Here is a 26245-nt window from a genome sequence, read left to right as displayed (position 1 = left end):
CCCCCGCGCGATAAATCGCGCCGCAACGGAATGTTCCTGTACGTCAGAGGGAAACATGGTGACTGGTCAACACATTATCCACATAGCGATGAATCATCAGCGCCGGCGGATCGTTAACCGGGGGGATCGTATCTGTACCAAACCAGACGGGATTTGCCGGGCACAGCGAGCCGCAGATATACGCCGGAACACCGGCTAATGACCCGGCGATCGGTCGGTGGACATGCCCGGTGGCAATTGCCAGAACCTTGCCGGGCATATGCCTGAGCAGCGCGGCCAGTTCCGCAGTCCCTGCACACATCGTCTTGTCCAGCGAGGGGATCCCCGAAGCAAAAACATGATGATGCAGAAATAGCAGCGCTGGTGACGTATGGATATCCCGGAGTTGTTGCTCCAGCCAGGCAATATGGTTGACTACACTACCTGCGGTCGTGTTCACCAACGTGGAGTCCAGGCCGATCAGACGAAGAACTCCAGCATCATAATTGAAGTGCAGAAACTCATCTGCGGCAGCAGCCCCCCAGACAGCACGCATCTGGCGGCGATCATCGGAATTACCAGGAAGTATCCGCGAACACCATTTTTTGCTGCTCAGCCGCTCTGCAATCTGCGAATACCCGTCAAGCCACTGGTTATCAATTACATCACCGCTCAGCACCAGCACGTCCGGCTTAAGCTGATCGAGCCAGGCAAGCGCCTTATCAAACCGTTGCAGATTGTCATTGTCGGGGGAAGCATGAATATCTGAAACTTGCGCGACCAGCATATTGACCTCAGCGTGCGGCAAGGGAACGAATCACGGCGATGGCGCGCTCGGTATCGTCCCAGGCGACAAAAATATGATCATGGTAGTAACCAGCCACCACGTTACAGCTGATGCCCTCCTCTGCCAGAGCCGTAGAAAATGCCGCAGTCAGGCCCACGGCGGCGAGTGAAGAATGGACTTCGAGAGTGATCCATCCGGCGAGGTAGTCATAATCGATGTCCCGTGCCTGCGCCACCGCCTGCGGCAGCACCAGCGTAGTCCCTTCACGCTCCTGCACCACAACCACCGCCTGTGCCAGCAACTCAGCCGCCGGTTGCTGCAACGTACAAAATACATATTGCCCCTCATTGCGTCGGGGCGTCGCCGTGCGCAGCAAAACCTGGAGATTATTTTCACCTGACATCATTTTCTCTCTTGTCATCATGGTCGTTGGTTGCGATCCCAACAACAGGATAGCCCCAGTCCTGCCTGGCGTGTATTCTGCATCCTATAATTTCAGGGTGATGATTGGAGAAACTATGTTGTTGTCGAGTTTGATGGCGATTGCTGCGGTTTTAATTATGGGCGTGATCAGCCCTGGTCCAAGTTTTATCTACGTTGCCCGTAATGCCGTCGCACGCTCGCGATTACATGGCCTGTTAACTGCACTCGGCATGGGAACCGGGGCGGCGATCTTTTCCATCATGGCGATGTTTGGTCTGGAAAGAATTCTGATTGCATTGCCCGAATTATTTACCGGATTGAAAATTGCTGGTGGCCTCTATCTTATCTGGATGGGCTATAAAATCGCGAAGAATGCATCAAAACCCTTTAGCGTGACGTCTGAATCCTTATCCGAAGCGCACTCCTTGCTGGGCACCTGGCGTGACGGATTATTGACCCAGTTGAGTAATCCGAAAACCGCCCTGGTCTTTGCCTCCATTTTTACCGCGTTGTTGCCCAAAGAGATCCCCGGCTATTTCTATTACATTATTCCGCTGATGGCATTTGTGATTGATGCCGGATGGTATTCACTGGTGGCTATTTTATTGTCCTCGAAAAGACCACGGGATATTTACCTGCGCCTTAAGCGCGCCATTGACACCATTTCTTCGGCGATTCTGGTGTTGTTAGGGGTTAAAATTATCTTCACCGCGTTTCAGAAATAACCATCAACCAGGCAGGCTTCCGTGCTGAAAAGCCTGTCTGGTCATAACCCTACAGTGATGAAATCGGCGGAAAATCAACTTCGGTATCATTGACCCGATTAATCATGTTGGTGAACAGAATCGCGGTCACCACACCGATGGTTTCAACCACTTGCTGGTCATTAAAACCGGCGTCACGAAATGCACTGACATGATGGGCGGATAACGTGCCGCGCGTTGATACCAACAGTTGTACAAACTTCACCAGCGCATCGATTCTGGCATCATCGACCAGAAATCCCTGACGCAATTCAAGCGTCTGCGCCTCGCTGTAACCGGCTTTGATCGCTTGCGGCGTATGTGCAGCAAGGCAATAATCACAGCCACTTTCCTCACTGACCGCGAGGTTAATCGCCTCTCGCTCACGCGCGCTGAGACTACTCCTGGACAGCGCCGCGTTAAGCTGTAAGGTTTGCGCCAGAATATCAGGGGCATTGCTGCCAATGGTCAGATAAGCATTCGGGACTTTACCCATCGCCTGCTTAATACCTTTGAACAATTCTGCGGCTTTGCCACTCGCTTCCTCAAGTGAATCCGTATGTAAACGACTCATCTTATTTCTCCTGTGATCCCAGGTAACGCGCGGCCGGGATATTGTGTGAAAAGTCCTGAATCACGGTCTGACGTGCCTGTTCCCATTGCTGCAAACGGCTTTCGTCATGCAGTGACGGGATGGTGATCAGCTCACCATGCAGGAATCCGGTCAGGGCGGCATCGACCATGTCTTCGGCTTTCATCACAATCTCCGGGTCGAGCTGACTTAACGGCAAACCGCCGTTATCCCAGAAGGGGGTCGCTGTCGCGCTGGGCAGCACCACCTGAACCTGAATCCCTTTATCAGCTAACTCATGATGAAGAGACTGGCTGAATGCCAGCACATAGGCCTTGCTCCCACCATACACCCCGTTCAGGATCTCAGGCGCGATGCCGACAATCGAAGCAATATTGATGATAGCCCCCCGCCCCCGGCTGATAAATCCTGGCACAACGGCGTAAGTCAGCCGGGTCAACGCGGTGACGTTGAGATTAATCATCGTCGTCATTTGGTCGACATCGCTGTCCACCAATGGCGTGTGCGTGCCGATACCGGCGTTATTCACTAATAACGTAATGCTGGCATCATGGCGTAACTTCATCTCCAGCGCCGCCAGTTGCCCGGCGTCGTTCAAGTCTGCGGCCACCACTTCCACGTTACGCTGGCTATCCGCTGTGATATGGCTGGCCATCTGGTTCAGACGATTGTGGTTTCGGGCGACAATGATCAGGTCATATCCCATCTTTGCCAGTCTGGCGGCATAAATGGCCCCCATCCCGGTCGACGCGCCTGTCACCACCGCAGTGCCTTTCGTTGCATCACTCATCTCATTCACCTTGCATGATGTGTTGGATGCATTGAGGTTACGCCATAGTAGGAGGGAGAAAATGACGTAGAAGGGTACGATTTCGGACATTTTTTTGCCCAAAAGAGATTGATTGCAGGGCCTGATTCTTTCAGGATGGTTTGCCCATCGATGTGGTTGCCAATACAAGGATCCCAAAATGCATCGGGTTGGATTGCTGATTGCCGACCAGTTTCAGTCACTGGCGTTATCGACACTGACCATTTTCGAGTTTGCCAACTTAGTGCTTGGCGAGCCTTTTTATCAATGTGCGGTTTACTCCGAGCACGGCGGTCAGGTTTCCTCTTCCTTTGGCATCAGTGTGACGACCATTGCCTTAAGCGATGAGGCTTCTGCTGATACCTGGCTAATTGGCGGGGTGCTCACGCCGGTCACACTTCCGGCTAGCGAGCGGGTGGTTCATTTCCTGAAAAATCACGCCTTGCGGGCGCGCCGCGTCGCAGGCATTTGCACCGGTGCTTTCGTACTGGCGCAGGCTGGATTACTTTCTGAACGCCGGGCGACCACCCATTGGGCTTATGCGCAGAGCCTGAAAACATTGCATCCCACCATCAGAACCGAAGACGACCTGATTTATATCATTGATCACCAGATCTGGACCTCTGCCGGGATGACGGCTGGCCTCGATATGGTGCTGGCGATGGTGGAAAAAGATCATGGTAGCGAGGTTGCCCGCAGCATTGCTCAGCGTATGGTGATGAACCAACGACGTTCGGGCGGTCAGCGCCAGCATTCGGAACTGCTGGCCCTGTCACCCCGCAGCGATCGCCTGCAAACCGCGATTGAATATATCCGCAGCAACCTCACCAAATCACTCTCCGTCGAGCAACTCGCGGATGCGGTACATCTGAGTTCGAGGCAACTGAACCGCCTGTTTTTGGCTGAGACAGGGAAATCACCGGCGCGCGTCATCGAGCGTTTACGCCTTGAAGCCGCGCGGCTGTTGATAGAACAAACCCGACTGTCGCTGGACGTGGTGGCGCGAGATTCAGGATTTCGCGATCGCCGCCACATGCGTGATGTTTTTATGCGGGGCTACGGCATCCCTCCGCAGGCGCTGCGCACCGGAAAGAAGGATGCCTGATCACTCGCCAGACCATTTTTATGGCGCACGATATCGGCCATAATCGACAACGCAATTTCCGCCGGGGTTTTGCTGCCAATCGCCAGCCCAACCGGGGCATGGAGGCGGCTTAACTGATGCGGTGCAACATCGCCATACCGCACCAGCCTTTCTTTGCGGCGTTGGCTGTTCTGGTGCGAACCCATTGCGCCGATATAGAAAGCCGGCAGGTTGACGGCTTCCATCATGGTCAGATCATCGATACGCGGATCATGGGTTAACGACAGGATCGCGGTGGCCGGATGGCACCCCTCGCGCTCAAGATAAACCGCCGGGAACAGCTTTATCAGCGTCACGCCAGCATCCAGATCCGCAGCCAGATTGCTCAGAACATCCTCACGGTGTTCGCAGACGAGGGTTTCAAACCCCAGCGCCAGCGCGAAATTGGCGCAATATACCGCGACGCTCGACAAGCCGCCGATCACCAGCCTGGGCGGTGCAGAGAGGGTCAACGTCACCTCATCCCCCTCGATGTGGGTCGCGGTCCGACTGCGATACGCAGCCGGTTCGAGTGAAATACATGGCGCAGGCAGGGTGATCCTTTTGGTCAGCGCCGTCGCACTGACCAGGGCATCGTGCATCTGCCCCAGATAACCGATAGCCTCACGACCAGGGAGCAGCCTTTCCACCAGAATATCCAGCACCCCACCGCACGGTAGCGCCCGGTCAGGTGCCAGCCCGTCATCACCATAACGTACCAGCTGGCTCGACGCCGAAAAGGCATCGTCACGAATCCGCGCGATAAAACTCTCTTCCACACAGCCACCGGAAAGCGAACCACAATATTGCCCGTCTTTGCGGATCACCATCATCGCCCCCGGTGGTCGCGGTGAGGAGCCGTAGGTGCTCAGTACGGTACACAGCCATAGCTCATGCGCTTCCGCCCACTGCCGGGCGGTACTGATGACCTGCACATCAAGATTCTGCATCATTTCTCCTGACGGCTGTGGCTAACGCATTTGCAGGATGATGACGTTGCTGCTGGCCGGGTCGGTTTTGGCGCGTAATTCGCCGACCGCCTGCGCATCGGTTTTTTCACCCTGATTGCCCCATGAAGAACGAATAAAATTCAGCACATCCGCCGCTTCCTGATCGGTAAGTTGTTTCCGATACGGCGGCATACGATAGGCATCAGGCACGCCATCCGCCACCACGCGTGCCGAACCGTTGAGCAGCACGTTGATTGAGGAAGCGGTATCGACCTGCATCGACGTTGCCCCGGCCAGCGGCGGGATCCACGGTGCCTGCCCTCGTCCATCCGGGCCATGACAGCTGCTGCATCGCGCCATATAGGTCTGGCTACCGGGGGTGGCTGGCGCATCGTCATGCTGATACTGCCAACCCTTGCCACTGTTGTTACTGCCCGGCGGCAGAGACTTCAGATAGTGGGCAATGGCGCGCAGGTCATCGTCACGCATAAACTGCGTTGAGTTGTTAAATGCATCAGCCATTGAACCAAACACCACGGCATGCTGGTTGCGGCCATTCTTCAGGAATTCAACGACATCCGCTTCGCTCCAACGGCTGATGCCGGTGTTGGCATCGTTACGCAGACTGGGCGCATACCAGCCATCCAGCAGCGCTCCCGCCAGATAATCCGGGCTGCTGGCATCGAGGGCTTTCTCATTAAACGCCAGTCCACGCGGCGTATGGCAACTGCCGCAATGTCCCGGACCTTCCACCAGATAAGCACCGCGATTCCACACCGCATCCTGATTTGCCACCGGCTGTTGCGGTCCACCACGCGAGAAAGCCGCGCTCCACACCGCCAGCGGCCAGCGCATATTCAGCGGCCAGGGGATCTCACTGGCGCGATTCTGGCGGGATACCGGTTTGACGTCATGCATCATAAAGGCGTAAAGCGCCGCAACATCCTCATCCGTGAGCTTCTGATAGGAAGGAAAAGGCATCGCCGGGTAGAGGCGGTGACCATCACGCGCCACGCCATGTCGCACGGCGCGATCAAAATCAGCCAGTGAATAGTTACCGATTCCCGTTTCCGGGTCCGGAGTGATGTTGGTGGTATAGATTTTACCCACCGGTGTCGCCATCGCCAGCCCACCGCTGAACGGCGCGCTGTCCGGTGTACTGTGGCAGGCCACACAATCGCTAAGCCGGGCAACGTACTCGCCCCGACGGATCAGCTCGGCAGAAACCGGAGGTTGATCCGCATTTGCGCCATCAAAGGTGGAAGAAGGCGTGCGCAGCAACCACAGCAGCGCGCCTGCGACCACGCACAACACACCAATCAGGATCAGGCTAAGCCTTTTTATCGTCATGTCATCCATCCCTCAGGCTCAGGTGAAATCATAGTGTGAAAGCGGCATTGAACGGATACGTTGCCCGGTCAACCGGGAAACCGCATTGGCGACCGCCGGAGGAATCGCAGGCAATGGCGGTTCACCGATACCCCCCATCTTCGCCCCGCTCTCCACGATGCGTACTTCTACCTTTGCCATGCGTGAGGGCGGCAGAATCGGGTACATATCGTAGTTACGCGCCACCGGTTGCCCCTTCTCATACACGCTCTCCTCAAGCAGTACCTGAGAAAGTCCAAGCGCTATCGCGCCATTGACCTGCGCCTCGACGATCGCCGGATTGACGATGCTGCCAGGGTCGACGGCTTCCCACACCTGATGAACCTTGACCTGGCCGTTTTCAATCGACACTTCGGCAATCGCTGCCGCTTCAGTGCCGAACGGCGAAGCCATCGCGACACCGCGGGCGCGGCGGCTGCCATCTGCGGCGGTGTAAGGCCCGGCCTGCCATCCCCCGGACATCTCCGCCACGGTATTGAGCAGTTTGGTCAGCCGTTCGTTACCCTGTAACAAATGCAGACGCAAAGCGAAGGGATCAATCTTGCCTTGATCAGCAATCTCATCAAGGAAACACTCGTAGAGAAAATCGTTCATCGAATTGCCTACTGAACGCCAGTAGCCCAGCCTTACCGGGCCTTTTTTGTAGATCTGGGCGATGCGTACATGGGGGATTGAGTAGGATTTCCCCGCCAGACCTTCTACTGCCGTTGGGTCCAGTTTGGCACCGTGTTTCCCGGCCAGTCCTTCTGTCGGGCCTTCACAAATGCTGATCGCCTCCAGCGCCAGCGGATAGCCTTTATCATCCAGACCGGCACGAAAACGCACCGCTGCCATCGGTCGATGGGTATCGCGTAAAAACTCCTCTTCGCGGCTCCAGATCACCTTAACCGGGCGACCGACCGCCTGTGCCAGTTGAATGGCCTGGGGATAGACCATAGCGGTGTCATAGACAAAATGGCGGCCAAAAAAGCCCCCCAGCAGTGGCGAATGGATAATGATTTTTTCTGCGGGCAGACCGGTCCGTTTCGCCGCATCGGCCTGGAACATTTCCGGAGCCTGATTAGGTAGCCACAACTCCAGGGTGCCGTCGGGATTAAAGCGCGCCAGCGCGGAGGGCGGCTCCAGTTGGGCGTGATTAAGATACTGGCTGTGATAGGTCGCGCTCAGCGTGGTTTTCGCCGCTGACATTCCCTCGGTGATGTTACCTGTGACTTCCGCGTCTTCACCGTTACCCGGTTCTTTCGCCAGCGCATCGGCAAAGTCCGCTGAGGAGAAGTCAGCAGGCATATAACGACCGTCCGGCGTCTGAGGTTCCTGCCACTCGACCTGCAAGGTTTCAACAGCACGCTTCGCCTGCCACCAACGCTCGGCCACGACCGCCACCGCACCCGGCAGCACATGCACCGAATGTACCCCTTTCATCGCCTTCACCTGCTCGGCATTGCGCAACGGGCCAACGCTCAGCCCCAGGCGTGGCGCATGCTGCACCGCCGCATGCAGCATGTCATCTACGCGACAATCGATGGTATAAATCGCCTGACCGGTCGATTTTTCATGCATATCCAGACGCGGCACCGGTTTGCCAATCCAGCGAAACTGCGCGGGGTCCTTCAGGCGCACCGAATCCGGTGACGGAACCGGCAAATCACGCGCCCGCGCAGCCAGCTCACCATAAGAGAGCGAACGGCCTGAATCGTCATGGATCACTTTGCCGGGTTCGGTACGCAGACGCTCAATGGGGACAGACAGCGTAGTGGCCGCCGCCTGAAGCAACATCTGCCGCGCCAGCGCGCCGAGACGGCGCATGGTGGTGTAGCTGGTGCGCACCGACTGGCTACCGCCGGTAATGCGCAACCCGCTATCCATCACTTTATACTGGGAACCTGCCGGTGCATTTTCCACCACGAAGCTGGCGGGATCGGCATCCAGTTCTTCACCGACAATCTGCGCCATTGCGGTAAAAATGCCCTGCCCGCCTTCGATAAAGGGCGAGAGGAACTTTACCGAGCCATCCGGTCGAATCTCGAGAAAAGCCGGAACCAGCGTGCCCGGAGCGGGTACAGCGCCAGTGGTTTGTGCACGACTTTGCGCAACAGGTAAGCCAATACCCAGCACCAACGCACCCGCCACAGTGCCAGTTGCCACCAGAAAACGCCGCCGGGAGAGGTTCGCGGGCCGATCCTCGCTCAGCGATGCCATCACTTCGTCGTGGTCGCTCATGCTGTTTCTCCCTTACCAGCCACATCATGAATGGCCGCACTGATGGCGTTATAGGTGCCACAGCGACACAGGTTCACCATTGCGGCGGCAATCTGTGCGTCTGAGGGATGAGCATGTTGTTTGAGTAACGCTGTCGCCGCCATCACCTGCCCTGACTGACAATAGCCACACTGCGGCACCTGATACTTAACCCAGGCCTCGACCACGCGTTTACCCATTTCATCGGCTTCAATCGCTTCAATGGTGGTGATCTGCTTGCCAGCCAACTTATCAATCGGCGTGACACACGCGCGGGTAATCTGACCGTCAATCATTACCGAACAGGCGCCGCATTGCGCCAGACCGCAGCCATACTTGGTCCCGGTCATCCCCAGATCGTCGCGGATTACCCACAGCAGCGGCGTATCACCCTCTGCATCGACCTGCCAGATTTTGTTATTAATGTGCAGTTCCATAGGTCTCCGGTATTAAAAAGTGAGAAAAGTCAGAGCGGGAAAATAGCCAGAATGGAAAGTCGTAATATAATGATTTCTACAACGACATTGAATTCCGCACGGAAAGGAATCGTGGACATACCTAAGTCGTGATTATTATTAAGCGTAGCGCAATGTTTAATAGTGAATATCGAAATGCCGTTATGAAAAAAATTCACCAATCAAGGTTTATCGGTTTGCCAATGAGAAATATTCTTATTCAACACTTCTGTTTAATATTCTGTGCTGAACAACAACCTCAAGGGTAAATGACGTGGATTACCTCGAACAAATGGGATAATTTGCACCTGGTTGTGAAAAATAATCACAAATAAGGCGCAGATTTAATGAATGATATCCAGGCGTTTATCACCGTAGCCAGAGAGAGAAGCTTCACCCGTGCTGCGGCCCTTCTTGGTGTCAGCCCTTCGGCTTTGAGCCATACCATGCGCAATCTTGAGGAAAGAATTGGCGTTCGCTTGCTGGCGCGTACCACGCGCAATGTTGCTCCCACAGAAGCCGGTGAGAAATTATTACTCTCCGTCGCCCCGCTGTTTGAGCAGATAAACAGTGAAATAGAACGGATTGCTGAATTACGCGACACACCCGCAGGTAATATTCGTATTACCTGTTCTGATAATGCAGCTGAAGATTTATTACGTCCGATGTTGCCCGCTTTTCTGGCGCAATATCCGGATATCAGTATTGAGATCTGCATTGACTATGGTTTTACCAATATCGTCTCCGAACGTTTTGACGCCGGTATCCGGTTGGGTGAGTCGATTAGCAAAGATATGATTGCGGTGCGTATGGGACCTGACTGGCGGCTGGCGGTGGTCGGCACACCGGAATATTTTCAGGCCAATCCGGCGCCATTGACCCCACAGGATCTTGCCCGGCATCGCTGCATCAATATCCGCCACTCTCCCGCGGGCAGTGTTTATGCCTGGGAGTTTGAAAAGGAAGGGCGGAAATTGAATATTCGGGTCAACGGCCCGTTAATATCGAACAGCATCCTGCATGTGATGAATGGCGCGCTGGATGGTATCGGGCTGGCCTATGTACCAGATTCGATGGCTCAGCCGCACATTGAAGCCGGACGTCTGGTGGAAGTGCTGTCTGACTGGAGCCCGATGTTTGAAGGTTTTCACCTTTATTATCCGAATCGGCGTAATACCTCCTCCGCCTTCGCCGCCTTTGTTGACGCCGTCAGATACCGGGGAAAAATTCGTTGATGCTGAAAAAGGCAAAAACTTTAAAATTGTGACCTGTGCCGCAATCCCTCGCTGATCGCTCCCAATCAATATTGATAATAAAAACAATGCGCCCGCCTGGATGCGGTCGCCTTTTAATATGACAAGTGTCACAAATTCATCATCAGGTCACTATTTTCCAGAAAAGGTAACGTTTTTACTATATTAGCGTTTACTTAAACGGTTAAAGATACCCGCCACCGGAGCGATAACTCAAACCGGTCAACCCGCGTATTGACCTTATGCCTGGAGTCTGAATGGTGGTGGAAATAACTTATCAATGCGAGATAAGCGAGGGGATCCACGCCAGACCTGCCGGGCATATCGCGCGTCTGTGCAACACCTTTCAGTGCGAGGTGGTGTGGCAAAACAGCCGAACCGCGCTGGAAGCAAACGCCAAAAGTGCCCTCTCCCTGATCGCCACAGATACGCTGCTGGACGATAGCTGTCTGATTACGTTGCACGGTGCTGACGCGCTCTCCGCCTCTGTCGCCCTGCAAGCTTTGCTGAATAACCTTCCGGCGTTTACCACCCTTGTTGAGCCGGCGCTGGCCGTCACTAACGGTTCCCTCCCGCGCTGTCTGCACGAACTGCAACCGCAATATCTGACCGGCGTTCGCATCAGCGGCGGTATCGCCATCGCCAAACCGCGAGTGCTCAAGGGGGTAACCTTTGGTGAGTTACTGACCCGTGGCCCTGACACTACCGCTAACCGTGAGACGGAGATAGCGCGTCTGACGGAGGGGCTGCGAATGCTGCGGATCAATAAAGAAGCGGCGCTGGCAGTCGCCCGGGGTATTGAGCAGGACCTGCTCGAAGCCCATTTGTTATTTATTACCGACAGTGCCTTTCGCGACAGCATCATCAGCTATCTTGATGCGCAGATGAATGCCTGGTCTGCCATTATCACCGCGGCGATGGGCTTCAGCGCCATCCTCGAACGCTCATCCAGCCATTATATTCAGGAACGCACGCTGGATATGCTGGACATCGCCACGCAACTGCTGGTCGAGATATACGGTGCTCAGTCTGGGTTGCCACCTGCGCTGTCATTAGATGAGCCGGCCCTGGTGATTGCCGATAGCCTGACGCCCGGCCAGTTCCTGGCGCTCAACAAACAACATCTCGCCGGTCTTATCTTGTCCTCCACCGGCAAAACATCGCATACGGCTATTCTCGCCCGTTCTCAGGGCATCCCTACCCTTGCTGATATTAATTTTGCCACTCAGCCATTTTCACCTCGGCAAGAGATGGTGCTCGATGGCGATCTGGGGCTGCTGATCACCCGCGCGGATGACAAGATCCTGCGTTATTACCGTCATGAAAAAGACGTGCAACAACAAATGCGCCTGAAGAGGCCCTCCACCCGCACAGATAAGCCTCTGTTGACGCCGGACATGATCTTGTGGGGGTTGGATGCGTGCGACAAAAACGAAGTGATCAAAAAAATGGTCGATAACCTGTGGCTACACCAACGCACCGACTGCCGGGATAAGCTGTGCCAGGATATCTGGTCACGGGAGGTTCCCTTCCCCACCGTGGTCGGTTCTGGCTTTGCTATTCCGCACGCCCGCAGCGATGCCATTCTCGATTCCACCATCAGCGTCGCGACACTGCACCAGCCCGTTGTCTGGGGCGGGGTGTCGGTGGATACGGTGTTTATGTTGACCATCAGCCAGGCCGCAGCGGAAAACGAGCACATGAAATATTTTTCCACGCTGGCGCGGATGCTGATGAACGACGAATTTGTCGCCAAAGCCAAAAGCGCAGCCACACCTGATGTGCTCTACCACCTGATAATCAGTACCTTAGCGGGCTAGTTGCCAAACGCGATGATGAGGCGGGTATGTTAAAACTATTAAAAAATACCAAAAGACATTTTATGACCGGGGTGTCGTACATGATTCCGTTTGTGGTGGCAGGTGGTGTCCTGCTGGCGCTGGCGGTGATGTTCAACGGCCAGGCGGCGATCCCCGATCACGGCTTTCTTAAAGCGATGTCGCAGATCGGTCTGGCGGGTCTGACCCTGTTTATTCCAATTCTCGCCGGTTTTATTGCCTATTCGATGGTGGATAAACCCGGTATCGCCCCCGGTGCCATTGGTGGGCTGATGGCGTATCAAATGGGGGCCGGATTTTTAGGTGGTATGTTGGCTGGCGTGCTGGCCGGGCTGATTGTCTGGGGACTGCTGACGATCATCGACCGCCTGAAAATCCCGCATTTCCTGCGCATGGTGCTGCCGATTTTTATCATCCCGCTGGTCGGTACTTTTCTCACCGGGATGGCGGTTTATTACATTATCGGCGATCCGGTCGCCGGGCTAATGAAATGGCTCAGTGTCTGGCTCGGCAATATGCAAGGGGCGTCGTTTATCATTCTCGGCAGCGTGTTGGGTTGCATGATCGCCGTGGATATGGGCGGCCCAATGAATAAAACCGCGTTTTTCTTTGCTGTCGCGCTCATCTCCACCAACCCACAATTGATGGCTGCGGTCGCTGCCGCCGACTGTACGCCACCCCTCGGACTGGCGCTGGCCACCTTCCTGTTTAAGGGGATTTTTAACGACGTTGAACGCGAGGCGGGTAAGCCTGCGGTGATTATGGGTTTCATGGGTATCACCGAAGGGGCGATCCCATTTGCGGCCGCCGATCCGCTGCGGGTGATCCCGGCGATTATGCTCGGCAGCGCAGTGGCTGCCGTGATTTCATTGTGGTTTGGTGCCACCAATGCTGCCCCCTGGGGCGGTCTGATCGTCCTGCCGGTGGTCGGTAATCATTTGGGCTATATCGTGGCCGTCGCCGCCGGGACCGTCACTACGGCACTGGCGGTTAAGGTGCTGAAAACCGTCGTTAAACCGCAGGCATAAGGCAGGCTATGAGCGCATTTATCCAGTCGATTTTGAGCGAGTTCAGTATGCAATGTTCCACCAGCGACAGCGTGCTGGTGGCAAATGGCAAAGCCCGGCCACCGGCGATGGCCTACCATCTGCATGTGCCGCGTATCGAGCTGACGGTGAAAGGCAGCCTCAGCATGCTGCTGCCGAAAGGGGAAGATAAGATCGTCAAATATCAACGGCCGGTCGGCACGGTCACCTATATCCCCGCCAATAGCTGGAACTCTCCGTTATGGGGCACCCCGGTGATCTGCATGTCGATTGTGTTCTGGAAGCAGGATGTGGGTTTCAGCATCAGCAACTGGGATGGTACGCAGTTCAAAGAAGTGGAGAAATTTAATCTTGAGAACTCCAGCAGCTCGGTGCGCGACCGTCTGCTTGAACTGGCGGAATCGCTGGCGTGGGTGCACAACAACAGGGGTGAAACCTTCGCCCATATTGTCTATGCGTTGCTGAATGACCTGCTGCACCAAATCACCGATGGCATGAGCAATGCCCAGGGGCCGCTCTCCCTGCTGGATGAGATCAAAAGTCATATTGATAGCCATTACCAGGCGGATATTAATCGGGAGAGCGTCGCAGCGACATTCAACATCTCCCCCGGTTATCTGTCGCGCCTTTTTTCCCGAGAGTCAGACGTAAAATTCAATGAATACCTCAAGTTAGCCCGGATATCGCGTTCGAAAACCTTGCTGACCAGCACCAACCTGAAAATTAATGAAGTCTCAGAGAAGTGTGGTTTCACCGATACCAACTATTTCTGCAAGGTGTTCCGGGACATCAATGACTGTACGCCGCTTGAGTACCGGCGTAAGAATAAGGGAGTAAGTATATGATGAGCCGAGCAGCAAAAGACGAAGTACACCCCTTCTCCAGCGAACGTAACCTGTATATCGTGGCGGTTACCGCCTGTGCCACCGGTGTGGCCCATACTTATATGGCAGCCGAACAACTGGAAAAGCTGGCGAAAACCTATAATTTCTCAATCAAAATTGAGACTCAGGGCGTATTGGGGTTGAAAAATCAGATTAGCGGAAAAAATATCCTCGATGCTGACCTGGTGATCATCGCCTCTGATATCACTATCGATCAGCCATTGCGCTTCGAAGGCTGTCGGGTGCTGAACATCTGCATTAACTCCCTGCTGCTGCGGCCGACGGAAGTGATTTCCGCGATTCGCAAGTCACTGAGCCTGCCCAGAGGCAACGTCATCGACCTCTAGCCTGCCGCATTCAACGCCGCATAAATTTCCTCGATTCTTTCCCCGCCGTGCCGCTCAAGAAACGCAAGGACGCGCCACGGCGAAGCATTCAGAATCCTGTCGGCTGGAAAATCTGCCTGTTGCAGCAGCGGCAGGCAGGCACTGAAGTCGCCCAGCGTAAAGGCGGAGTGAGAGTCAGTGCCGAGGGAGATCAGCCCCCCGCTGTCGCGCACAGCAGCAACAATCTTGCGACAATTGCCTTCACTGCCACGTCGGGAATGGACAAACGAGGCGTTATTAACCTCGAGGGCCACATTACAGGCTTTCGCCGCTTCGACCACCGCTGGGATATCAATGGGGTATTCGGGATTACCCGGGTGGCTGATGATATGCACCTTACCGCTGGTCATCACCGCGATCAGCGCATCGGTATGGGTCACAATATCCGCCGGAGCGAACACCTGTTTGTGAAACCCGGCAATGACCAGGTCCAGCGCTGCGCGCATTTTCTCGCTGCAATCCGTCTCACCGCCCGCTTTGATGTTCGCTTCAATACCGCGCAAAATCCCCACCCCATCGACCACCCGCGGCAGAATACGCATGTTGCTGAAGTGAAAAGCATGAGGAGCATCGACCATTTCCGGTCCGTGGTCCGTGATGGCGATTAATTTAAGATTTTTACGCGTGGCGGCAGCAATATAATCATGCACCGTGCTGTAAGCGTGGGTGCTGGCTACGGTATGCATATGAAGATCAACGTTGTACATCATCCTTCCTTTTATTGTCAGAACTGTCACGCAATAATTTCTTTCTGATTAATCCTGCATAATTTCGTAGCGGCGCGATTTATCGCGCGTATTTAAAAAGTGCGATAAATCGCGCCGCTACGCACAGTACCAACATTAAGCTAGCTCTGGAGGGTAAAAATAAAGGGTAAAAATGATCATTCAGTAGCAATTTTGTCACACCGCCTACGCAATTAATTAATTTATGATCATGCTCACAAATGAGTAATCAGAGTGCTTTTTTTAAGTAAATGACACTTTTTTTCTATTCAAAGCCCTCGATGAAAACGGAAGGATATAAATCATCAAGTACGGAATTGCGCGCCTGACCAGAAAAAATTATCAGCGTCTACCTTAAAGATTTATTGGGAGTGGTTATGTCAGAATTAATAAGCTATCAATGTGATCTCAGCGAGGGAATTCATGCCAGACCGGCGGGGCACATCGAGCGTCTTTGTAATTCTTTTCAATCCAACGTGTGCTGGGAAAATAGCCGTACTGGTCTTGAAGGAAATGCGAAAAGTGCCTTGTCATTGGTCGGCACCGATACCTTATTCAATGACATCTGCGCCATTACCATTAGCGGAGAGGATGCCCTGGCTGCGGCAAATCAATTATCTGCCTTACTGAAAAAACTGCCTGAATTTGAGGTGTCACCGACCGAGGAAAGCGCCGCACCAGCGGGCTATTTGCCACGCTCACTGCGAGAAACACAGCTCAATTTTATTCAGGGTTCACGCATCAGTGGCGGCGTGGCGATCGCCAAACCGGTGGTGGTTCGCAGCCTTTCTTTTGCTGAGATGCTGACGCGCAGCCCAACGCAGAAATATCCGCTGCAACAGGAAAAAAATGCCGTCATTGAAGGTATCGAAATCCTGAAAAATGAAAAAATCTCTGCGCTGGAAAGCACATCTGGCGTTGAGCACGATATTGTCCAGGCTCATTTATCAATAATGACAGATATCAGCTTTCAAAATGCCATCATAAATTATATCGACAGGGGTAAAAATGGTTGGCAGGCCATTATTTTATCTGCTATGGATTTTTGTGACGTACTCAACCGATCAGCCAGTAAATATATCAAAGAAAGAACCCTCGACGTCTTTGATATTACCAGCCAATTATTAGTCACCCTGTATGGTGATGATGTATTGCCGAAAAACAACCTCGACTTACAACAACCGTCAATAATTTTAGCCGACAACCTGACACCGAGTAAATTTCTCAGCATCGACAAACGTTGGCTGGCCGGTCTGGTGTTATCCTCCACGGGAAAAACATCACACACCGCAATCCTGGCGCGTTCGTTGGGTATTCCAACCTTAACGGATATTGATTTTCACGCACTACGTCTTGACGCACAGCAGGAAATTATTATTGACGGTAATCCCGGCATCTTAATTACTGCGCCTGATGCGCGCGTGCTGCGCTATTACCATCATGAAATGTCCGTTCAGCAGAAGATGCAGCAACAGATGCTGGCGACGGTCAACCAAACCGCCACTAGCGCCGACGGGCACCGTGTGGAGATTGCCGCCAATATCGCCAGTCTGGCAGAAGCTAACGCGGCGTTTGACAACGGTGCCGAAGGCATCGGCCTGTTTCGTACCGAAATGTCATTTATGGACCGGGAAACACCGCCTGATTATGCCGAACTGGCAGAACTCTATACCCAGGTCGCCATTCGCGCAGAAAACAAGCCGGTAATCTTTCGCACCTTCGATATCGGCGGCGATAAACCGGTGGACTACCTCAGTATCGGCGACGAGGAAAACCCGTTTCTGGGCTTTCGCGCAGTCCGTACCTATCGGCGCTATCAGGATTTATTCGCCATGCAGTTGCAAGCGATTCTGACCGCCTCGGCACACGGCAACGCCAAAATCATGATTCCAATGATCTCGAACGTCGAGGAGGTCATCTGGTGTCGTGAGGTACTGGCAGGTGTTATGCAGGAGATGAATCACGCAGGGCTGGCGTATAACGCGGGTATTGAGCTGGGTGTGATGCTGGAGGTGCCTTCCGTCATCTTCGCCATCCCGGAAATCGCTGAATATGCTGACTTTTTTAGTGTGGGCAGCAATGACCTGACGCAATACTTTTTTGCCGCCGACCGTGGCAATCGCCAGGTTGCAGAGGTTTATGACAACTATGCGCCCTCATTTATACGGGCTATGCAATTCGCGGCGCAGGAAGTACATCGCGCAGGCAAGTGGATCGGCATCTGTGGCGAACTGGGGGCCAGCCCGGACTTCCTGCCGTTATTCACCGGTATGGGCTTTGACGAACTCAGTATGAGCAACACCGCCATTCCTGGCGTCAAGCATGCACTACGCGAATTGAATTTCACCAAATGCCAGCAGTTAGCCCAGCAGACGGTGCAGCTTAAACGTTCAGCGGCAGTCAAAGCCGCCTTGCAAACGCCGGATGTCAAAGCGGTCAGCACCCGACCGCTGCTGGCACCCGAATTTATCCTGTGCGGTCTTGAGGCCAGCGATAAAAACGAAGTCATTAAAAAGATGACCGATAACCTCTGGCTGCACCATCGCACCGATAACCGGGAACAGTTATGTGACGATATCTGGGCGCGGGAAGATTCCTTCTCCACTGCCGTTGGCTATGGTTTCGCCATCCCCCATACCAAATCCGATCATATTGGCTACTCCACCATCAGCATGGCAACACTTGCGAAACCCATTCTTTGGGGAGACCAGGAAGTGGCTACCGTCTTTATGCTGACGGTCAACAAATCTGCCGATCCCCAACAACATATGAAATATTTCTCCATTCTTGCCAGAACATTAATGAAAGAGGAGTTCCGCGATGCAATAAAGAATGCCGATAACGTCACCCTACTCTACAACCTGATGACCAGAACATTAGACGTATAAATTCAAGGTCAGATCAATATTTTAATAAACAGCCAAAGAAGCATAGCCAGGAGTTAATGATGAAAATCGTCGGAGTCGCAGCATGTATTACCGGTATTGCACATACCTATATGGCGCAGGAAGCGATTGAGCAGGAGTGCAAAAAAAGAGGTTATGACGTCAAAGTCGAGACGCAAGGCGGCATGGGAATTGAAAACGAATTAAGTGAAGATGAAATTGCTGACGCGGATGTGGTCATTCTGGCGGTGGCGATTGGCATTGAAGGTGTCGAACGCTTTGAAGAAAAAGAGGACGCCGGGCGTATTATTTCATTGAATCCGGCAGAGGTGATTCGTAATCCGGCTGCGATCATTGATAAAGCCGAACAATTGACACAATAACGTCTGAATAAAATAGACCCCGTTTATTTTAACGACGGAATAATCGTGTAATACAACATCTCATAGATTTCTGTGAACGCCGTATTTCTGCAACCGGGCCATTCTGCCTGCGGATAAACACGCGCTAAGTCAGCGCACCGATTGTGGAAAACAGGGCGTTCGGGAGGAATAAACATGTCGGATAAGATGAAAACCATTAAGGATGATTTAGTCAAAGCCTTCAGTACCGGTGTGTCATACATGATGCCAGTGGTGGTGGTGGGCGGGATCTGCCTGGCGCTCTCTCTGGTGGGGGGGGAACCCACGCCCGGTAAAGGGATTGTCGTCACCAATCCGTTTTTATTGAATTTAGGGGCGATCGGCAGTGCGGGGCTCGGCATGATGATCCCGGTACTTGCTGCCTATATTGCCTACTCCCTTGCCGGTAAACCCGGTCTGACACCGGGTTTAGTCACCGGGTTTATGGCTGCCACACCGCTGGGAGAAGCCCATGTGGTGACCGGTTTTCTTGGCGCGATGCTGCTCGGTATCCTGAGTGGTTACGTCGCTAAATGGGTCAAGACCTGGAAAGTCGGCAAAGTACTGATGCCGGTGATGCCGATCCTGATCATTCCTATCGTCACCTCCTGCCTGGTCGGCATGCTTTATTTGTACGTGCTGATTGGCCCCATCGGGATGGCAATGAAGTGGCTGGTGTCGATGCTGTCAAATATGCAGGGGGGCAGCGGCCTGGTATTGGGTCTGATCCTCGGGGCAATGGCTGCCTTTGATATGGGTGGGCCGGTAAATAAAACCGCCACGGCATTTACCCTGGCATTAATGGCAGAGGGGATTTATGGCCCGAACGGTGCCTATCGTATCGCCTGTGCTATTCCGCCGCTGGGTATTGCGCTTTCAACCTTTATTTCCCGCAATAAATGGGCCGAAGATGAGAAACGTATGGGCACCTCTGCCGCCTTTATGGGGTTAATCGGGATTACCGAAGGCGCCATTCCCTTTGCAGTTAAAAACCTTAAAACCGTACTCCCCTCCATTATTATCGGCAGCGCCGTCGGTGCCGGTCTGGCGATGATTCACGGCGTTGAATCCATGGTGCCGCATGGCGGATTAATTGCCATTGCTGGCGTAAATAAAGGCGCAATCTGGTACGTCATCGATATGGCCATTGGCGTCATTGTCACTGCTATCTGTCTGCATATTTTACGTCCCAACATTAGCGACGCGGTTAAAAACGAAACCGTCAAGAAAACTATCACTTCTGATATGAATAAAGCCTAAGGAGTTGTCATGAAAAATACCATGAAGCAGTACGTCGATTATATCGTCAACGGTGGTAAATCAACGATGCTGGGTATAGGCCCGATGTCACCTGCCCTTATTCAGGCATGTTTTGAACTGGGCAAAGAAAAAGACCTGCCATTGATGTTTATTGCCAGCCGTAATCAGGTCGATGCCGATGAATTCGGTGCCGGTTACGTCAATAACTGGGACCAGTTCCGCTTTGCCGCCGATCTCAAAGCCATGGCAGAGAAGGTGGGGTTTGATGGCGACTACTTCCTGTGCCGGGACCACGGCGGCCCGTGGCAGCGTGACAAAGAACGTAAGGATCATATTCCGGAAGCGGAAGCGATGAAGCTGGCACGTCGTTCCTATCAGGTCGATATGGATGCCGGGTTTGACCTGTTGCATATCGACCCGACCAAAGACCCGTATGTGGTGGGTAAAGTTATCGATATCGAACTGGTGCTGAGCCGTACCGTTGAACTGATCCGCTTCTGCGAAGATTACCGTAAAGCCAACAACCTGAAAGAGTTTTTCTATGAAGTGGGAACAGAAGAAACCAACGGTGGCCTGACTGACATCAGCGCCTATGAAGGTTTCATTATCGAACTGAATAAACGGCTCTCTGCCGAAGGGTTACCGCAACCGCTGTTTATCGTTGGACAAACCGGCACCCTGACGCGTCTGACCAAAAATGTCGGACACTTCAATGACACCCAATCCGCTGAACTGTCGGCAATCAGTACCCGCTACGGTGTGGGGTTGAAAGAACATAATGGCGACTACCTGCCGGATGATATTTTGCTGAAACATCCGGGGCTGGGGATCACCGCCATGAACGTCGCCCCGGCTTATGGCACCATTGAAACCCGCGCCTACCTCAAACTGGCCGAAGTCGAAAAAGATTTAGCCGCGAAAGGACTTATCCAGTCAGCGTCTAACCTGAAAAGTGTGCTGACCCGCGAGTGTGTACTGAGCCACAAATGGGAAAAATGGATGACCGACGAGCATAAGAATAAGTCTGAAGAGCAGATCTTCAACGAGCCGGAGTTACTGAAAGAAATCCTTGAACTCAGCGGCCATTATAATTATGAAAAGCCCCCGGTGGTGAAAGAGATGAAAACCCTGTTTGCCAATCTGCGCGCATTTGGCGTGGAGCCAGAACGTTATGTCGTGAACAAAATTAAAGACATGATCCAGAACGAAGCGGAATGCTTCAATATGCCTGGCCTGACCTCGCGCGTCGCTCAAGCAAAATAATCTTTTCATCACGTCATAACAGGGAGCCTGGCGCTTCCTGTTATGCACATCCATCATTATCAGGGTTAAGATTATGAACCAGCTTGAGAAATTAAAGCAGCACACCATTATTGTTGCTGACAGTGGCGACATTGACAGCATCATTGCGTATCAACCCGAAGACGCGACCACCAATCCCTCATTAATTTATAAAGCCGCCCAGTTGCCGCAATATCAACAGCTGATCAAAGAGGCGGTGAGTGCAGTGAAATCACGTCAGCCTGGCAAAGCCGTACTCCCCTCCGCAGTGGCCGATTATCTGGCGGTCAGCATCGGCGCATTGATTTTGCAAAGCATTCCGGGACGGATCTCAACCGAGGTTGATGCCCGGCTTTCGTTTGCCTGCGATGCCAGCATTCACAAGGCACGGGAACTGATTGCCCTTTATGAAGAGAGGGGCATCACTAAAGACCGCGTCCTGATCAAACTGGCTGCGACCTGGCAAGGGATCCGTGCGGCTGAAGTGCTGGAAAAAGAGGGGATCAAGTGCAATCTGACGCTGCTGTTCTCCTTCGCCCAGGCCAGAGCCTGCGCTGATGCCGGTGTGTTCCTGATTTCGCCTTTTGTGGGCCGTATTTATGACTGGCACCAAAAGAACCATCCAGACACGTTGTTTACCATCGATAATGATCCTGGTGTGGCGTCGGTGCGGAAAATCTATCAATTCTACAAAATGCACGACTATCAGACGGTGGTGATGGGGGCCAGCTTCCGTACGCCGCAACAGGTACTGGCGCTGAACGGTTGCGACCGCCTGACCGTTTCACCGCAACTGCTGGCACAGCTGCAACAAAGCGAGGCAAACATCCCGGCCCCGCTGGCCTGGGACGGAATCGGCCAACCAAAACCGGATGCCATCACCGAAGCTGAATTTTACTGGGCGCACAATCAGGATGCGATGGCAGTAGAAAAACTCGCCGAAGGGATTCGCCTGTTTGCGGTGGACCAGAATAGTCTGGAAGGTTTGCTGATGCAGTATCTTTAAACTTTTCGCTCGGGAGACCGCCCAAAATATTAAACAGGGACGGAGGGCGGCTCCTGAACTAATACTGGTACTTAAAGGGTAAAATCCACATGCTCACCGCCGGGCATGTTGACACCAATGGTAAGCTGACCGCCCAGTGCCTCGACATATCTTTTCAGCGTGGCGATCTTAAGATCTTCCCCCCGACTTTCAATCGCCACTACCGAAGGCTGAGCAATCCCCATTGCTGCTGCCTGTTCGCGCTGAGTACGGTCTAACGCCTCTCGTAGCTTATACAACTGACTTTCCAGGCGCATCTCACTGACTTTTTTATCAATTCTTGCGAGGCTTTCTGCTGAAAGACCCGCTTTCAAATCATTCAGAGTTTTCATGCATTTCCTCACTTTAGTTTTTCCAGGTGACGCACATATTCACTTTCAGCAGTCTTTATCATTTCTTTGTAGAAGCGTTTTTCATCCCGTCCCTTCTTGTTTCCTGCACACAGAACAATCGCCTTTCTCTCAGGGTCGAATACAAAAAAACCTCTAACCGGTCTCCCATCGCTCTGTACCCTCAACTCCTTGAGGTTTGACAGTTTGCTACCATGTAAGGTATCCACATAAGGACGCCCGAGATGTGGCCCTTCCAGTTCCAGCATGGTTAGTGCGGCGATCATGTCTTCGCGTAATGCTTCATCCTGCTGTAGTAACCAGTCATAAAACAGGTCACTGAGTTCGACCTTCCACACAGTGTCATCCCTATATACTGTAGTCTATATTTTTATAGTATAGATTGTAGTTTATCAAGGCAAGCTAAAGGTGGGTACAGGTCATCCGTTCCAGCGTGGCCAATCTTCTGGCAATCAGACCGCTGCAAACATAATCGGGCAGCCTGATGGCCGCCCGGGTGATTACAGAATCGATTTCGCGGTTGCGACCACATTGGCAACGGTGAAACCAAACTCTTCGAACAGTTTCTCTGCCGGGGCTGATTCACCAAAGCGGGTCATACCGACGATTGCACCGTTCAGGCCGGTGTACTTGAACCAGTAATCGGCGATACCCGCTTCGATAGCCACACGCGCAGCCACTGCTTTCGGCAGGACAGATTCACGGTAAGCCGCATCCTGTTTGTCGAACGCATCGGTGGACGGCATGGAAACTACGCGCACTTTACGGCCTTCGGTGGTCAGCTGGTCGTAAGCACCGACCGCCAGTTCCACTTCTGAACCGGTGGCGATCAGGATCAGTTCCGGCTGACCGGCACAGTCCTTCAGCACATAACCACCGCGTGCCACATTTGTCAGCTGCTCAGCGCTACGATCCTGCTGCGCCAGGTTCTGACGGGAGAAGATCAGCGCGCTCGGGCCATCTTTACGCTCAATGGCGTATTTCCACGCCACCGCAGATTCCACCTGGTCACACGGACGCCACAGGCTCATGTTCGGGGTGGTGCGCAGGCTCGCCATCTGCTCAACCGGCTGGTGCGTCGGGCCGTCTTCGCCCAGACCGATGGAGTCGTGGGTGTAGACCATGATTTGACGGATCTTCATCAGCGCCGCCATACGTGCCGCGTTACGCGCGTATTCCACAAACATCAGGAAGGTGGCGGTGTACGGCAGGAAACCGCCGTGCAGGGCGATACCGTTGGCAATCGCGGTCATACCGAATTCGCGCACGCCGTAGTGGATGTAGTTACCGGCCGCATCTTCGTTGATCGGTTTAGAACCGGACCACATGGTCAGGTTGCTCGGTGCCAGGTCAGCTGAACCGCCGAGGTATTCCGGCAGGATTTTGCCGAAGGCTTCGATGGCATTCTGCGACGCTTTACGGCTGGCGATTTTCGCCGGATTGGCCTGCAACTGCTCAACAAATTTCTGCGACTCTTCAGCCCAGTTGGCCGGCAGTTCGTTGTTCATGCGACGTTTGAATTCGGCAGCCAGTTCCGGGTGCGCAGCAGCGTAGGCCGCGAATTTCTCGTCCCATGCGGCTTCTTTCGCTTTGCCCGCTTCTTTGGCATCCCACTGAGCGTAGATGTCTGCCGGGATCTCGAACGGCGCGTAGTCCCAGCCCAGCTGTTTGCGGGTCAGCGCCACTTCGGCGTCGCCCAGCGGTGCGCCGTGGGAGTCGTGGGTACCGGCTTTGTTCGGGGAACCGAAACCGATGATGGTTTTGCACATCAGCAGGGATGGCTTGTCAGTAACGGCTTTGGCTTCTTCCACCGCTTTTTTGATGGCGTCGGCATCGTGACCGTCCACGCCGCGCACCACATGCCAGCCATAGGCTTCAAAGCGTTTTGCGGTGTCGTCGGTGAACCAGCCATCGACGTGACCGTCGATGGAGATGCCGTTGTCGTCATAGAAGGCAACCAGTTTGCCCAGCTTCAGCGTACCGGCGATGGAGCACACCTCGTGTGAGATACCTTCCATCATGCAGCCGTCGCCCATAAACACGTAAGTGTTGTGGTCCACGATGTCGTGGCCCGGACGGTTGAACTGCGCAGCCAGTGTGCGTTCGGCAATCGCAAAGCCGACGGCGTTAGCGATACCCTGACCCAGCGGGCCGGTGGTGGTTTCGACGCCTGCGGTGTAGCCGTATTCCGGGTGACCTGGCGTTCTGGAATGCAGCTGACGGAAGTTCTGCAACTCGCTCATCGGCAGATCGTAGCCGGTAAGGTGCAGCAGGCTGTAAATCAGCATCGAACCGTGACCATTAGACAGCACAAAGCGGTCGCGCGCCGCCCATTGCGGGTTGGTCGGGTTGTGGTTGAGATAATCGTGCCACAGCACTTCAGCAATATCGGCCATCCCCATTGGGGCACCCGGGTGCCCCGATTTGGCTTTCTGTACTGCATCCATACTGAGCGCGCGGATGGCATTGGCCCGTTCACGGCGTGATGACATAAGGTTCTCCAGAGATAAAGATGGCGGTGAGTTACTTCGCCTGACACACCTGTTCGTAGTAGCCAATTTTTTCGACTTTCGCGGTTGAACCGCCGCCTTCAAACTCCGACGCCAACCAGGCATTAACGATATTCTTTGCCAGCTCCGGTCCAATCACGCGAGATCCCATCGTCATGATTTGCGCGTTGTTACTTTTGCGCGCGCGTTCCGCTGAGAAGGTGTCATGGCATTGCGCCGCGCGCACGCCAGCGACTTTGTTCGCCACAATCGCCACCCCAATGCCGGTGCCGCACAGCAAAATGCCACGATCATGCTCGCCCTGCTGGATGGCGGTTGCCAATGCAAACGCGACATCCGGATACATCGGACGATCATTCTGCGCGTCGTTGCTGTAATCCTGGACAACGTACTGCTTCTCTTCCAGATAGCGTTTAATCAGGTTTTTCAAATCGATAGCCGCGTCATCGGCACCAATGGCAATGGTTTTCATACATCTTCTCCAGCAGGTTATGCGCTCATGCCTGTGTGCAACACAGGCGATCAACTCTTCTTCGCCTACAGCCTGCCACAATATCGTTCATATGTTCAATATGAGTTCTTTTGTTTTGTTGCTGAAATATTGCCATCCACCCGCCACAAGAGCCGCACAAAACAAGGCGCAGCGCTTTTTTACGCCACGAACTCCGAATTATTGATCAGTTTCATAACATATGAGCCGTCTCACAATTTTCAAAAATGGCACTTGAGAGCTGCTCATTTATCCGTGTAATGTTCATTTGTTCGCTACAGATACCAAAGCACAAGAAGACCCTTGAAGGACTCGAATATGTGTAATCAGCCCTGTATCACCTGCCGCCATCGCGCCGTTTGCGTCTGGCCAACACCACTTATCAAGTTCAACCGCGCACGTCA

At 53.6% G+C, this 26245-nt stretch carries 25 protein-coding genes; 12 read left to right on the top strand and 13 right to left on the bottom strand.

What is annotated here, in order from left to right; translation table 11 throughout:
* Nucleotides 1–43: 43 nt before the first annotated feature.
* Complete coding sequence (locus tag AC6I8T_RS26935) at nt 44–766, bottom strand: metallophosphoesterase (RefSeq protein WP_208727177.1); 723 nt, start codon at nt 764–766, stop codon at nt 44–46.
* 7 nt (nt 767–773) lie between these two features.
* Nucleotides 774–1169: an ACT domain-containing protein gene (locus AC6I8T_RS26930; protein ID WP_497831352.1), complete on the bottom strand. Its 396-nt coding sequence runs from the start codon at nt 1167–1169 to the stop codon at nt 774–776.
* A 115-nt stretch (nt 1170–1284) separates the two neighbouring features.
* Between AC6I8T_RS26930 and AC6I8T_RS26925 the strand changes: the two genes are divergently transcribed.
* Complete coding sequence (locus tag AC6I8T_RS26925; RefSeq protein ID WP_208727359.1) at nt 1285–1914, top strand: LysE family translocator; 630 nt, start codon at nt 1285–1287, stop codon at nt 1912–1914.
* A 49-nt stretch (nt 1915–1963) separates the two neighbouring features.
* Here AC6I8T_RS26925 and AC6I8T_RS26920 read toward each other — a convergent pair whose 3' ends face one another.
* The gene (locus tag AC6I8T_RS26920; RefSeq protein WP_208727178.1) at nt 1964–2506 is read right to left on the bottom strand and encodes a carboxymuconolactone decarboxylase family protein; all 543 of its coding nucleotides are present in this window, start codon (nt 2504–2506) and stop codon (nt 1964–1966) included.
* A 1-nt stretch (nt 2507) separates the two neighbouring features.
* Nucleotides 2508–3314, bottom strand: coding sequence for an SDR family NAD(P)-dependent oxidoreductase (locus tag AC6I8T_RS26915; protein ID WP_208727180.1), 807 nt, complete (start codon nt 3312–3314; stop codon nt 2508–2510).
* A gap of 178 nt (nt 3315–3492) precedes the next feature.
* On the opposite strand from AC6I8T_RS26915, the gene AC6I8T_RS26910 reads away from it, so the two are divergent.
* Nucleotides 3493–4437 carry a GlxA family transcriptional regulator gene (locus AC6I8T_RS26910; RefSeq protein ID WP_021185465.1) on the top strand — a complete coding sequence of 315 codons (945 nt, stop codon included), beginning with the start codon at nt 3493–3495 and terminating at the stop codon, nt 4435–4437.
* Here the strand turns inward: AC6I8T_RS26910 and AC6I8T_RS26905 are convergent.
* Genes AC6I8T_RS26905 through AC6I8T_RS26890 form a run of 4 tightly spaced genes read right to left on the bottom strand, consistent with a single transcriptional unit; the run spans nt 4389 to nt 9469 of the window.
* Complete coding sequence (locus tag AC6I8T_RS26905) at nt 4389–5408, bottom strand: XdhC family protein (protein WP_244634111.1); 1020 nt, start codon at nt 5406–5408, stop codon at nt 4389–4391. The two genes, AC6I8T_RS26910 and AC6I8T_RS26905, sit on opposite strands and share 49 nt — an antisense overlap.
* Nucleotides 5409–5426: 18 nt before the next feature.
* Nucleotides 5427–6755, bottom strand: coding sequence for a c-type cytochrome (locus AC6I8T_RS26900; protein ID WP_208727182.1), 1329 nt, complete (start codon nt 6753–6755; stop codon nt 5427–5429).
* Nucleotides 6756–6773: 18 nt separating this feature from the next.
* Nucleotides 6774–9014 carry a xanthine dehydrogenase family protein molybdopterin-binding subunit gene (locus AC6I8T_RS26895; RefSeq protein WP_208727184.1) on the bottom strand — a complete coding sequence of 747 codons (2241 nt, stop codon included), beginning with the start codon at nt 9012–9014 and terminating at the stop codon, nt 6774–6776.
* Nucleotides 9011–9469: a (2Fe-2S)-binding protein gene (locus tag AC6I8T_RS26890; protein WP_021185461.1), complete on the bottom strand. Its 459-nt coding sequence runs from the start codon at nt 9467–9469 to the stop codon at nt 9011–9013. The genes AC6I8T_RS26895 and AC6I8T_RS26890 overlap by 4 nt, the downstream gene beginning before the upstream one ends.
* Nucleotides 9470–9834: 365 nt before the next feature.
* Here AC6I8T_RS26890 and AC6I8T_RS26885 point away from each other — a divergent pair, with 365 nt between their 5' ends.
* From AC6I8T_RS26885 to AC6I8T_RS26865, 5 genes are all read left to right on the top strand, one after another.
* Complete coding sequence (locus tag AC6I8T_RS26885; protein ID WP_021185460.1) at nt 9835–10722, top strand: LysR family transcriptional regulator; 888 nt, start codon at nt 9835–9837, stop codon at nt 10720–10722.
* Between the two features lie 275 nt (nt 10723–10997).
* Nucleotides 10998–12560: a PTS sugar transporter subunit IIA gene (locus tag AC6I8T_RS26880; RefSeq protein WP_208727186.1), complete on the top strand. Its 1563-nt coding sequence runs from the start codon at nt 10998–11000 to the stop codon at nt 12558–12560.
* 26 nt (nt 12561–12586) lie between these two features.
* Nucleotides 12587–13606, top strand: coding sequence for a PTS fructose transporter subunit IIC (locus tag AC6I8T_RS26875; protein WP_208727188.1), 1020 nt, complete (start codon nt 12587–12589; stop codon nt 13604–13606).
* Nucleotides 13607–13614: 8 nt separating this feature from the next.
* Nucleotides 13615–14469, top strand: coding sequence for a helix-turn-helix transcriptional regulator (locus AC6I8T_RS26870; protein WP_497834882.1), 855 nt, complete (start codon nt 13615–13617; stop codon nt 14467–14469).
* Nucleotides 14466–14855 carry a PTS fructose transporter subunit IIB gene (locus tag AC6I8T_RS26865; protein WP_021185456.1) on the top strand — a complete coding sequence of 130 codons (390 nt, stop codon included), beginning with the start codon at nt 14466–14468 and terminating at the stop codon, nt 14853–14855. Before AC6I8T_RS26870 ends, AC6I8T_RS26865 begins: the two co-directional genes overlap by 4 nt.
* Here the strand turns inward: AC6I8T_RS26865 and AC6I8T_RS26860 are convergent.
* The gene (locus tag AC6I8T_RS26860) at nt 14852–15601 is read right to left on the bottom strand and encodes a phosphatase (protein WP_208727361.1); all 750 of its coding nucleotides are present in this window, start codon (nt 15599–15601) and stop codon (nt 14852–14854) included. The two genes, AC6I8T_RS26865 and AC6I8T_RS26860, sit on opposite strands and share 4 nt — an antisense overlap.
* A gap of 395 nt (nt 15602–15996) precedes the next feature.
* Between AC6I8T_RS26860 and ptsP the strand changes: the two genes are divergently transcribed.
* The 5 genes from ptsP (at nt 15997) to tal (ending at nt 22452) form a co-directional block, all read left to right on the top strand.
* On the top strand, nt 15997–18507 hold the full coding sequence (ptsP, locus tag AC6I8T_RS26855; RefSeq protein WP_497834881.1) for a phosphoenolpyruvate--protein phosphotransferase: 2511 nt from the start codon (nt 15997–15999) through the stop codon (nt 18505–18507).
* Nucleotides 18508–18566: 59 nt separating this feature from the next.
* The gene (locus AC6I8T_RS26850; protein WP_497831350.1) at nt 18567–18887 is read left to right on the top strand and encodes a PTS fructose transporter subunit IIB; all 321 of its coding nucleotides are present in this window, start codon (nt 18567–18569) and stop codon (nt 18885–18887) included.
* Nucleotides 18888–19061: 174 nt separating this feature from the next.
* The gene (locus AC6I8T_RS26845; protein ID WP_021185452.1) at nt 19062–20165 is read left to right on the top strand and encodes a PTS fructose transporter subunit IIC; all 1104 of its coding nucleotides are present in this window, start codon (nt 19062–19064) and stop codon (nt 20163–20165) included.
* Nucleotides 20166–20174: 9 nt separating this feature from the next.
* Complete coding sequence (locus AC6I8T_RS26840; protein ID WP_021185451.1) at nt 20175–21428, top strand: class II D-tagatose-bisphosphate aldolase non-catalytic subunit; 1254 nt, start codon at nt 20175–20177, stop codon at nt 21426–21428.
* Nucleotides 21429–21501: 73 nt separating this feature from the next.
* Nucleotides 21502–22452, top strand: a complete 951-nt coding sequence (tal, locus tag AC6I8T_RS26835; RefSeq protein WP_244634112.1) for a transaldolase — start codon at nt 21502–21504, stop codon at nt 22450–22452.
* Between the two features lie 71 nt (nt 22453–22523).
* On the opposite strand, the gene AC6I8T_RS26830 is transcribed toward tal, so the two are convergent.
* From AC6I8T_RS26830 to rpiB, 4 genes are all read right to left on the bottom strand, one after another.
* Complete coding sequence (locus AC6I8T_RS26830; RefSeq protein WP_208727194.1) at nt 22524–22823, bottom strand: helix-turn-helix domain-containing protein; 300 nt, start codon at nt 22821–22823, stop codon at nt 22524–22526.
* A gap of 8 nt (nt 22824–22831) precedes the next feature.
* Complete coding sequence (locus tag AC6I8T_RS26825) at nt 22832–23179, bottom strand: type II toxin-antitoxin system RelE/ParE family toxin (protein WP_208727196.1); 348 nt, start codon at nt 23177–23179, stop codon at nt 22832–22834.
* A gap of 162 nt (nt 23180–23341) precedes the next feature.
* Complete coding sequence (gene tkt / locus AC6I8T_RS26820; protein ID WP_497834880.1) at nt 23342–25333, bottom strand: transketolase; 1992 nt, start codon at nt 25331–25333, stop codon at nt 23342–23344.
* A gap of 31 nt (nt 25334–25364) precedes the next feature.
* Entirely contained in the window at nt 25365–25823 is a 459-nt protein-coding gene (rpiB, locus tag AC6I8T_RS26815) for a ribose 5-phosphate isomerase B (protein ID WP_208727258.1), read from the bottom strand.
* Nucleotides 25824–26245 lie beyond the last annotated feature (422 nt).

This window comes from Pantoea sp. X-Soil-OKNW-556 (assembly GCF_059730695.1).
The sequence above is the reverse complement of the archived record's forward strand: the minus strand, read 5'-3'. Positions and strand labels throughout refer to the sequence as shown.

What these genes read in the sequence shown, in the direction of transcription:
- AC6I8T_RS26935 (WP_208727177.1), bottom strand. Translation starts at nt 766, where the DNA reads ATGCTGGTCGCGCAAGTTTCAGATATTCATGCTTCCCCCGACAATGAC.
- AC6I8T_RS26930 (WP_497831352.1), bottom strand. Translation starts at nt 1,169, where the DNA reads ATGTCAGGTGAAAATAATCTCCAGGTTTTGCTGCGCACGGCGACGCCC.
- AC6I8T_RS26925 (WP_208727359.1), top strand. Translation starts at nt 1,285, where the DNA reads ATGTTGTTGTCGAGTTTGATGGCGATTGCTGCGGTTTTAATTATGGGC.
- AC6I8T_RS26920 (WP_208727178.1), bottom strand. Translation starts at nt 2,506, where the DNA reads ATGAGTCGTTTACATACGGATTCACTTGAGGAAGCGAGTGGCAAAGCC.
- AC6I8T_RS26915 (WP_208727180.1), bottom strand. Translation starts at nt 3,314, where the DNA reads ATGAGTGATGCAACGAAAGGCACTGCGGTGGTGACAGGCGCGTCGACC.
- AC6I8T_RS26910 (WP_021185465.1), top strand. Translation starts at nt 3,493, where the DNA reads ATGCATCGGGTTGGATTGCTGATTGCCGACCAGTTTCAGTCACTGGCG.
- AC6I8T_RS26905 (WP_244634111.1), bottom strand. Translation starts at nt 5,408, where the DNA reads ATGATGCAGAATCTTGATGTGCAGGTCATCAGTACCGCCCGGCAGTGG.
- AC6I8T_RS26900 (WP_208727182.1), bottom strand. Translation starts at nt 6,755, where the DNA reads ATGACGATAAAAAGGCTTAGCCTGATCCTGATTGGTGTGTTGTGCGTG.
- AC6I8T_RS26895 (WP_208727184.1), bottom strand. Translation starts at nt 9,014, where the DNA reads ATGAGCGACCACGACGAAGTGATGGCATCGCTGAGCGAGGATCGGCCC.
- AC6I8T_RS26890 (WP_021185461.1), bottom strand. Translation starts at nt 9,469, where the DNA reads ATGGAACTGCACATTAATAACAAAATCTGGCAGGTCGATGCAGAGGGT.
- AC6I8T_RS26885 (WP_021185460.1), top strand. Translation starts at nt 9,835, where the DNA reads ATGAATGATATCCAGGCGTTTATCACCGTAGCCAGAGAGAGAAGCTTC.
- AC6I8T_RS26880 (WP_208727186.1), top strand. Translation starts at nt 10,998, where the DNA reads ATGGTGGTGGAAATAACTTATCAATGCGAGATAAGCGAGGGGATCCAC.
- AC6I8T_RS26875 (WP_208727188.1), top strand. Translation starts at nt 12,587, where the DNA reads ATGTTAAAACTATTAAAAAATACCAAAAGACATTTTATGACCGGGGTG.
- AC6I8T_RS26870 (WP_497834882.1), top strand. Translation starts at nt 13,615, where the DNA reads ATGAGCGCATTTATCCAGTCGATTTTGAGCGAGTTCAGTATGCAATGT.
- AC6I8T_RS26865 (WP_021185456.1), top strand. Translation starts at nt 14,466, where the DNA reads ATGATGAGCCGAGCAGCAAAAGACGAAGTACACCCCTTCTCCAGCGAA.
- AC6I8T_RS26860 (WP_208727361.1), bottom strand. Translation starts at nt 15,601, where the DNA reads ATGTACAACGTTGATCTTCATATGCATACCGTAGCCAGCACCCACGCT.
- ptsP (WP_497834881.1), top strand. Translation starts at nt 15,997, where the DNA reads ATGTCAGAATTAATAAGCTATCAATGTGATCTCAGCGAGGGAATTCAT.
- AC6I8T_RS26850 (WP_497831350.1), top strand. Translation starts at nt 18,567, where the DNA reads ATGAAAATCGTCGGAGTCGCAGCATGTATTACCGGTATTGCACATACC.
- AC6I8T_RS26845 (WP_021185452.1), top strand. Translation starts at nt 19,062, where the DNA reads ATGTCGGATAAGATGAAAACCATTAAGGATGATTTAGTCAAAGCCTTC.
- AC6I8T_RS26840 (WP_021185451.1), top strand. Translation starts at nt 20,175, where the DNA reads ATGAAAAATACCATGAAGCAGTACGTCGATTATATCGTCAACGGTGGT.
- tal (WP_244634112.1), top strand. Translation starts at nt 21,502, where the DNA reads ATGAACCAGCTTGAGAAATTAAAGCAGCACACCATTATTGTTGCTGAC.
- AC6I8T_RS26830 (WP_208727194.1), bottom strand. Translation starts at nt 22,823, where the DNA reads ATGAAAACTCTGAATGATTTGAAAGCGGGTCTTTCAGCAGAAAGCCTC.
- tkt (WP_497834880.1), bottom strand. Translation starts at nt 25,333, where the DNA reads ATGTCATCACGCCGTGAACGGGCCAATGCCATCCGCGCGCTCAGTATG.
- rpiB (WP_208727258.1), bottom strand. Translation starts at nt 25,823, where the DNA reads ATGAAAACCATTGCCATTGGTGCCGATGACGCGGCTATCGATTTGAAA.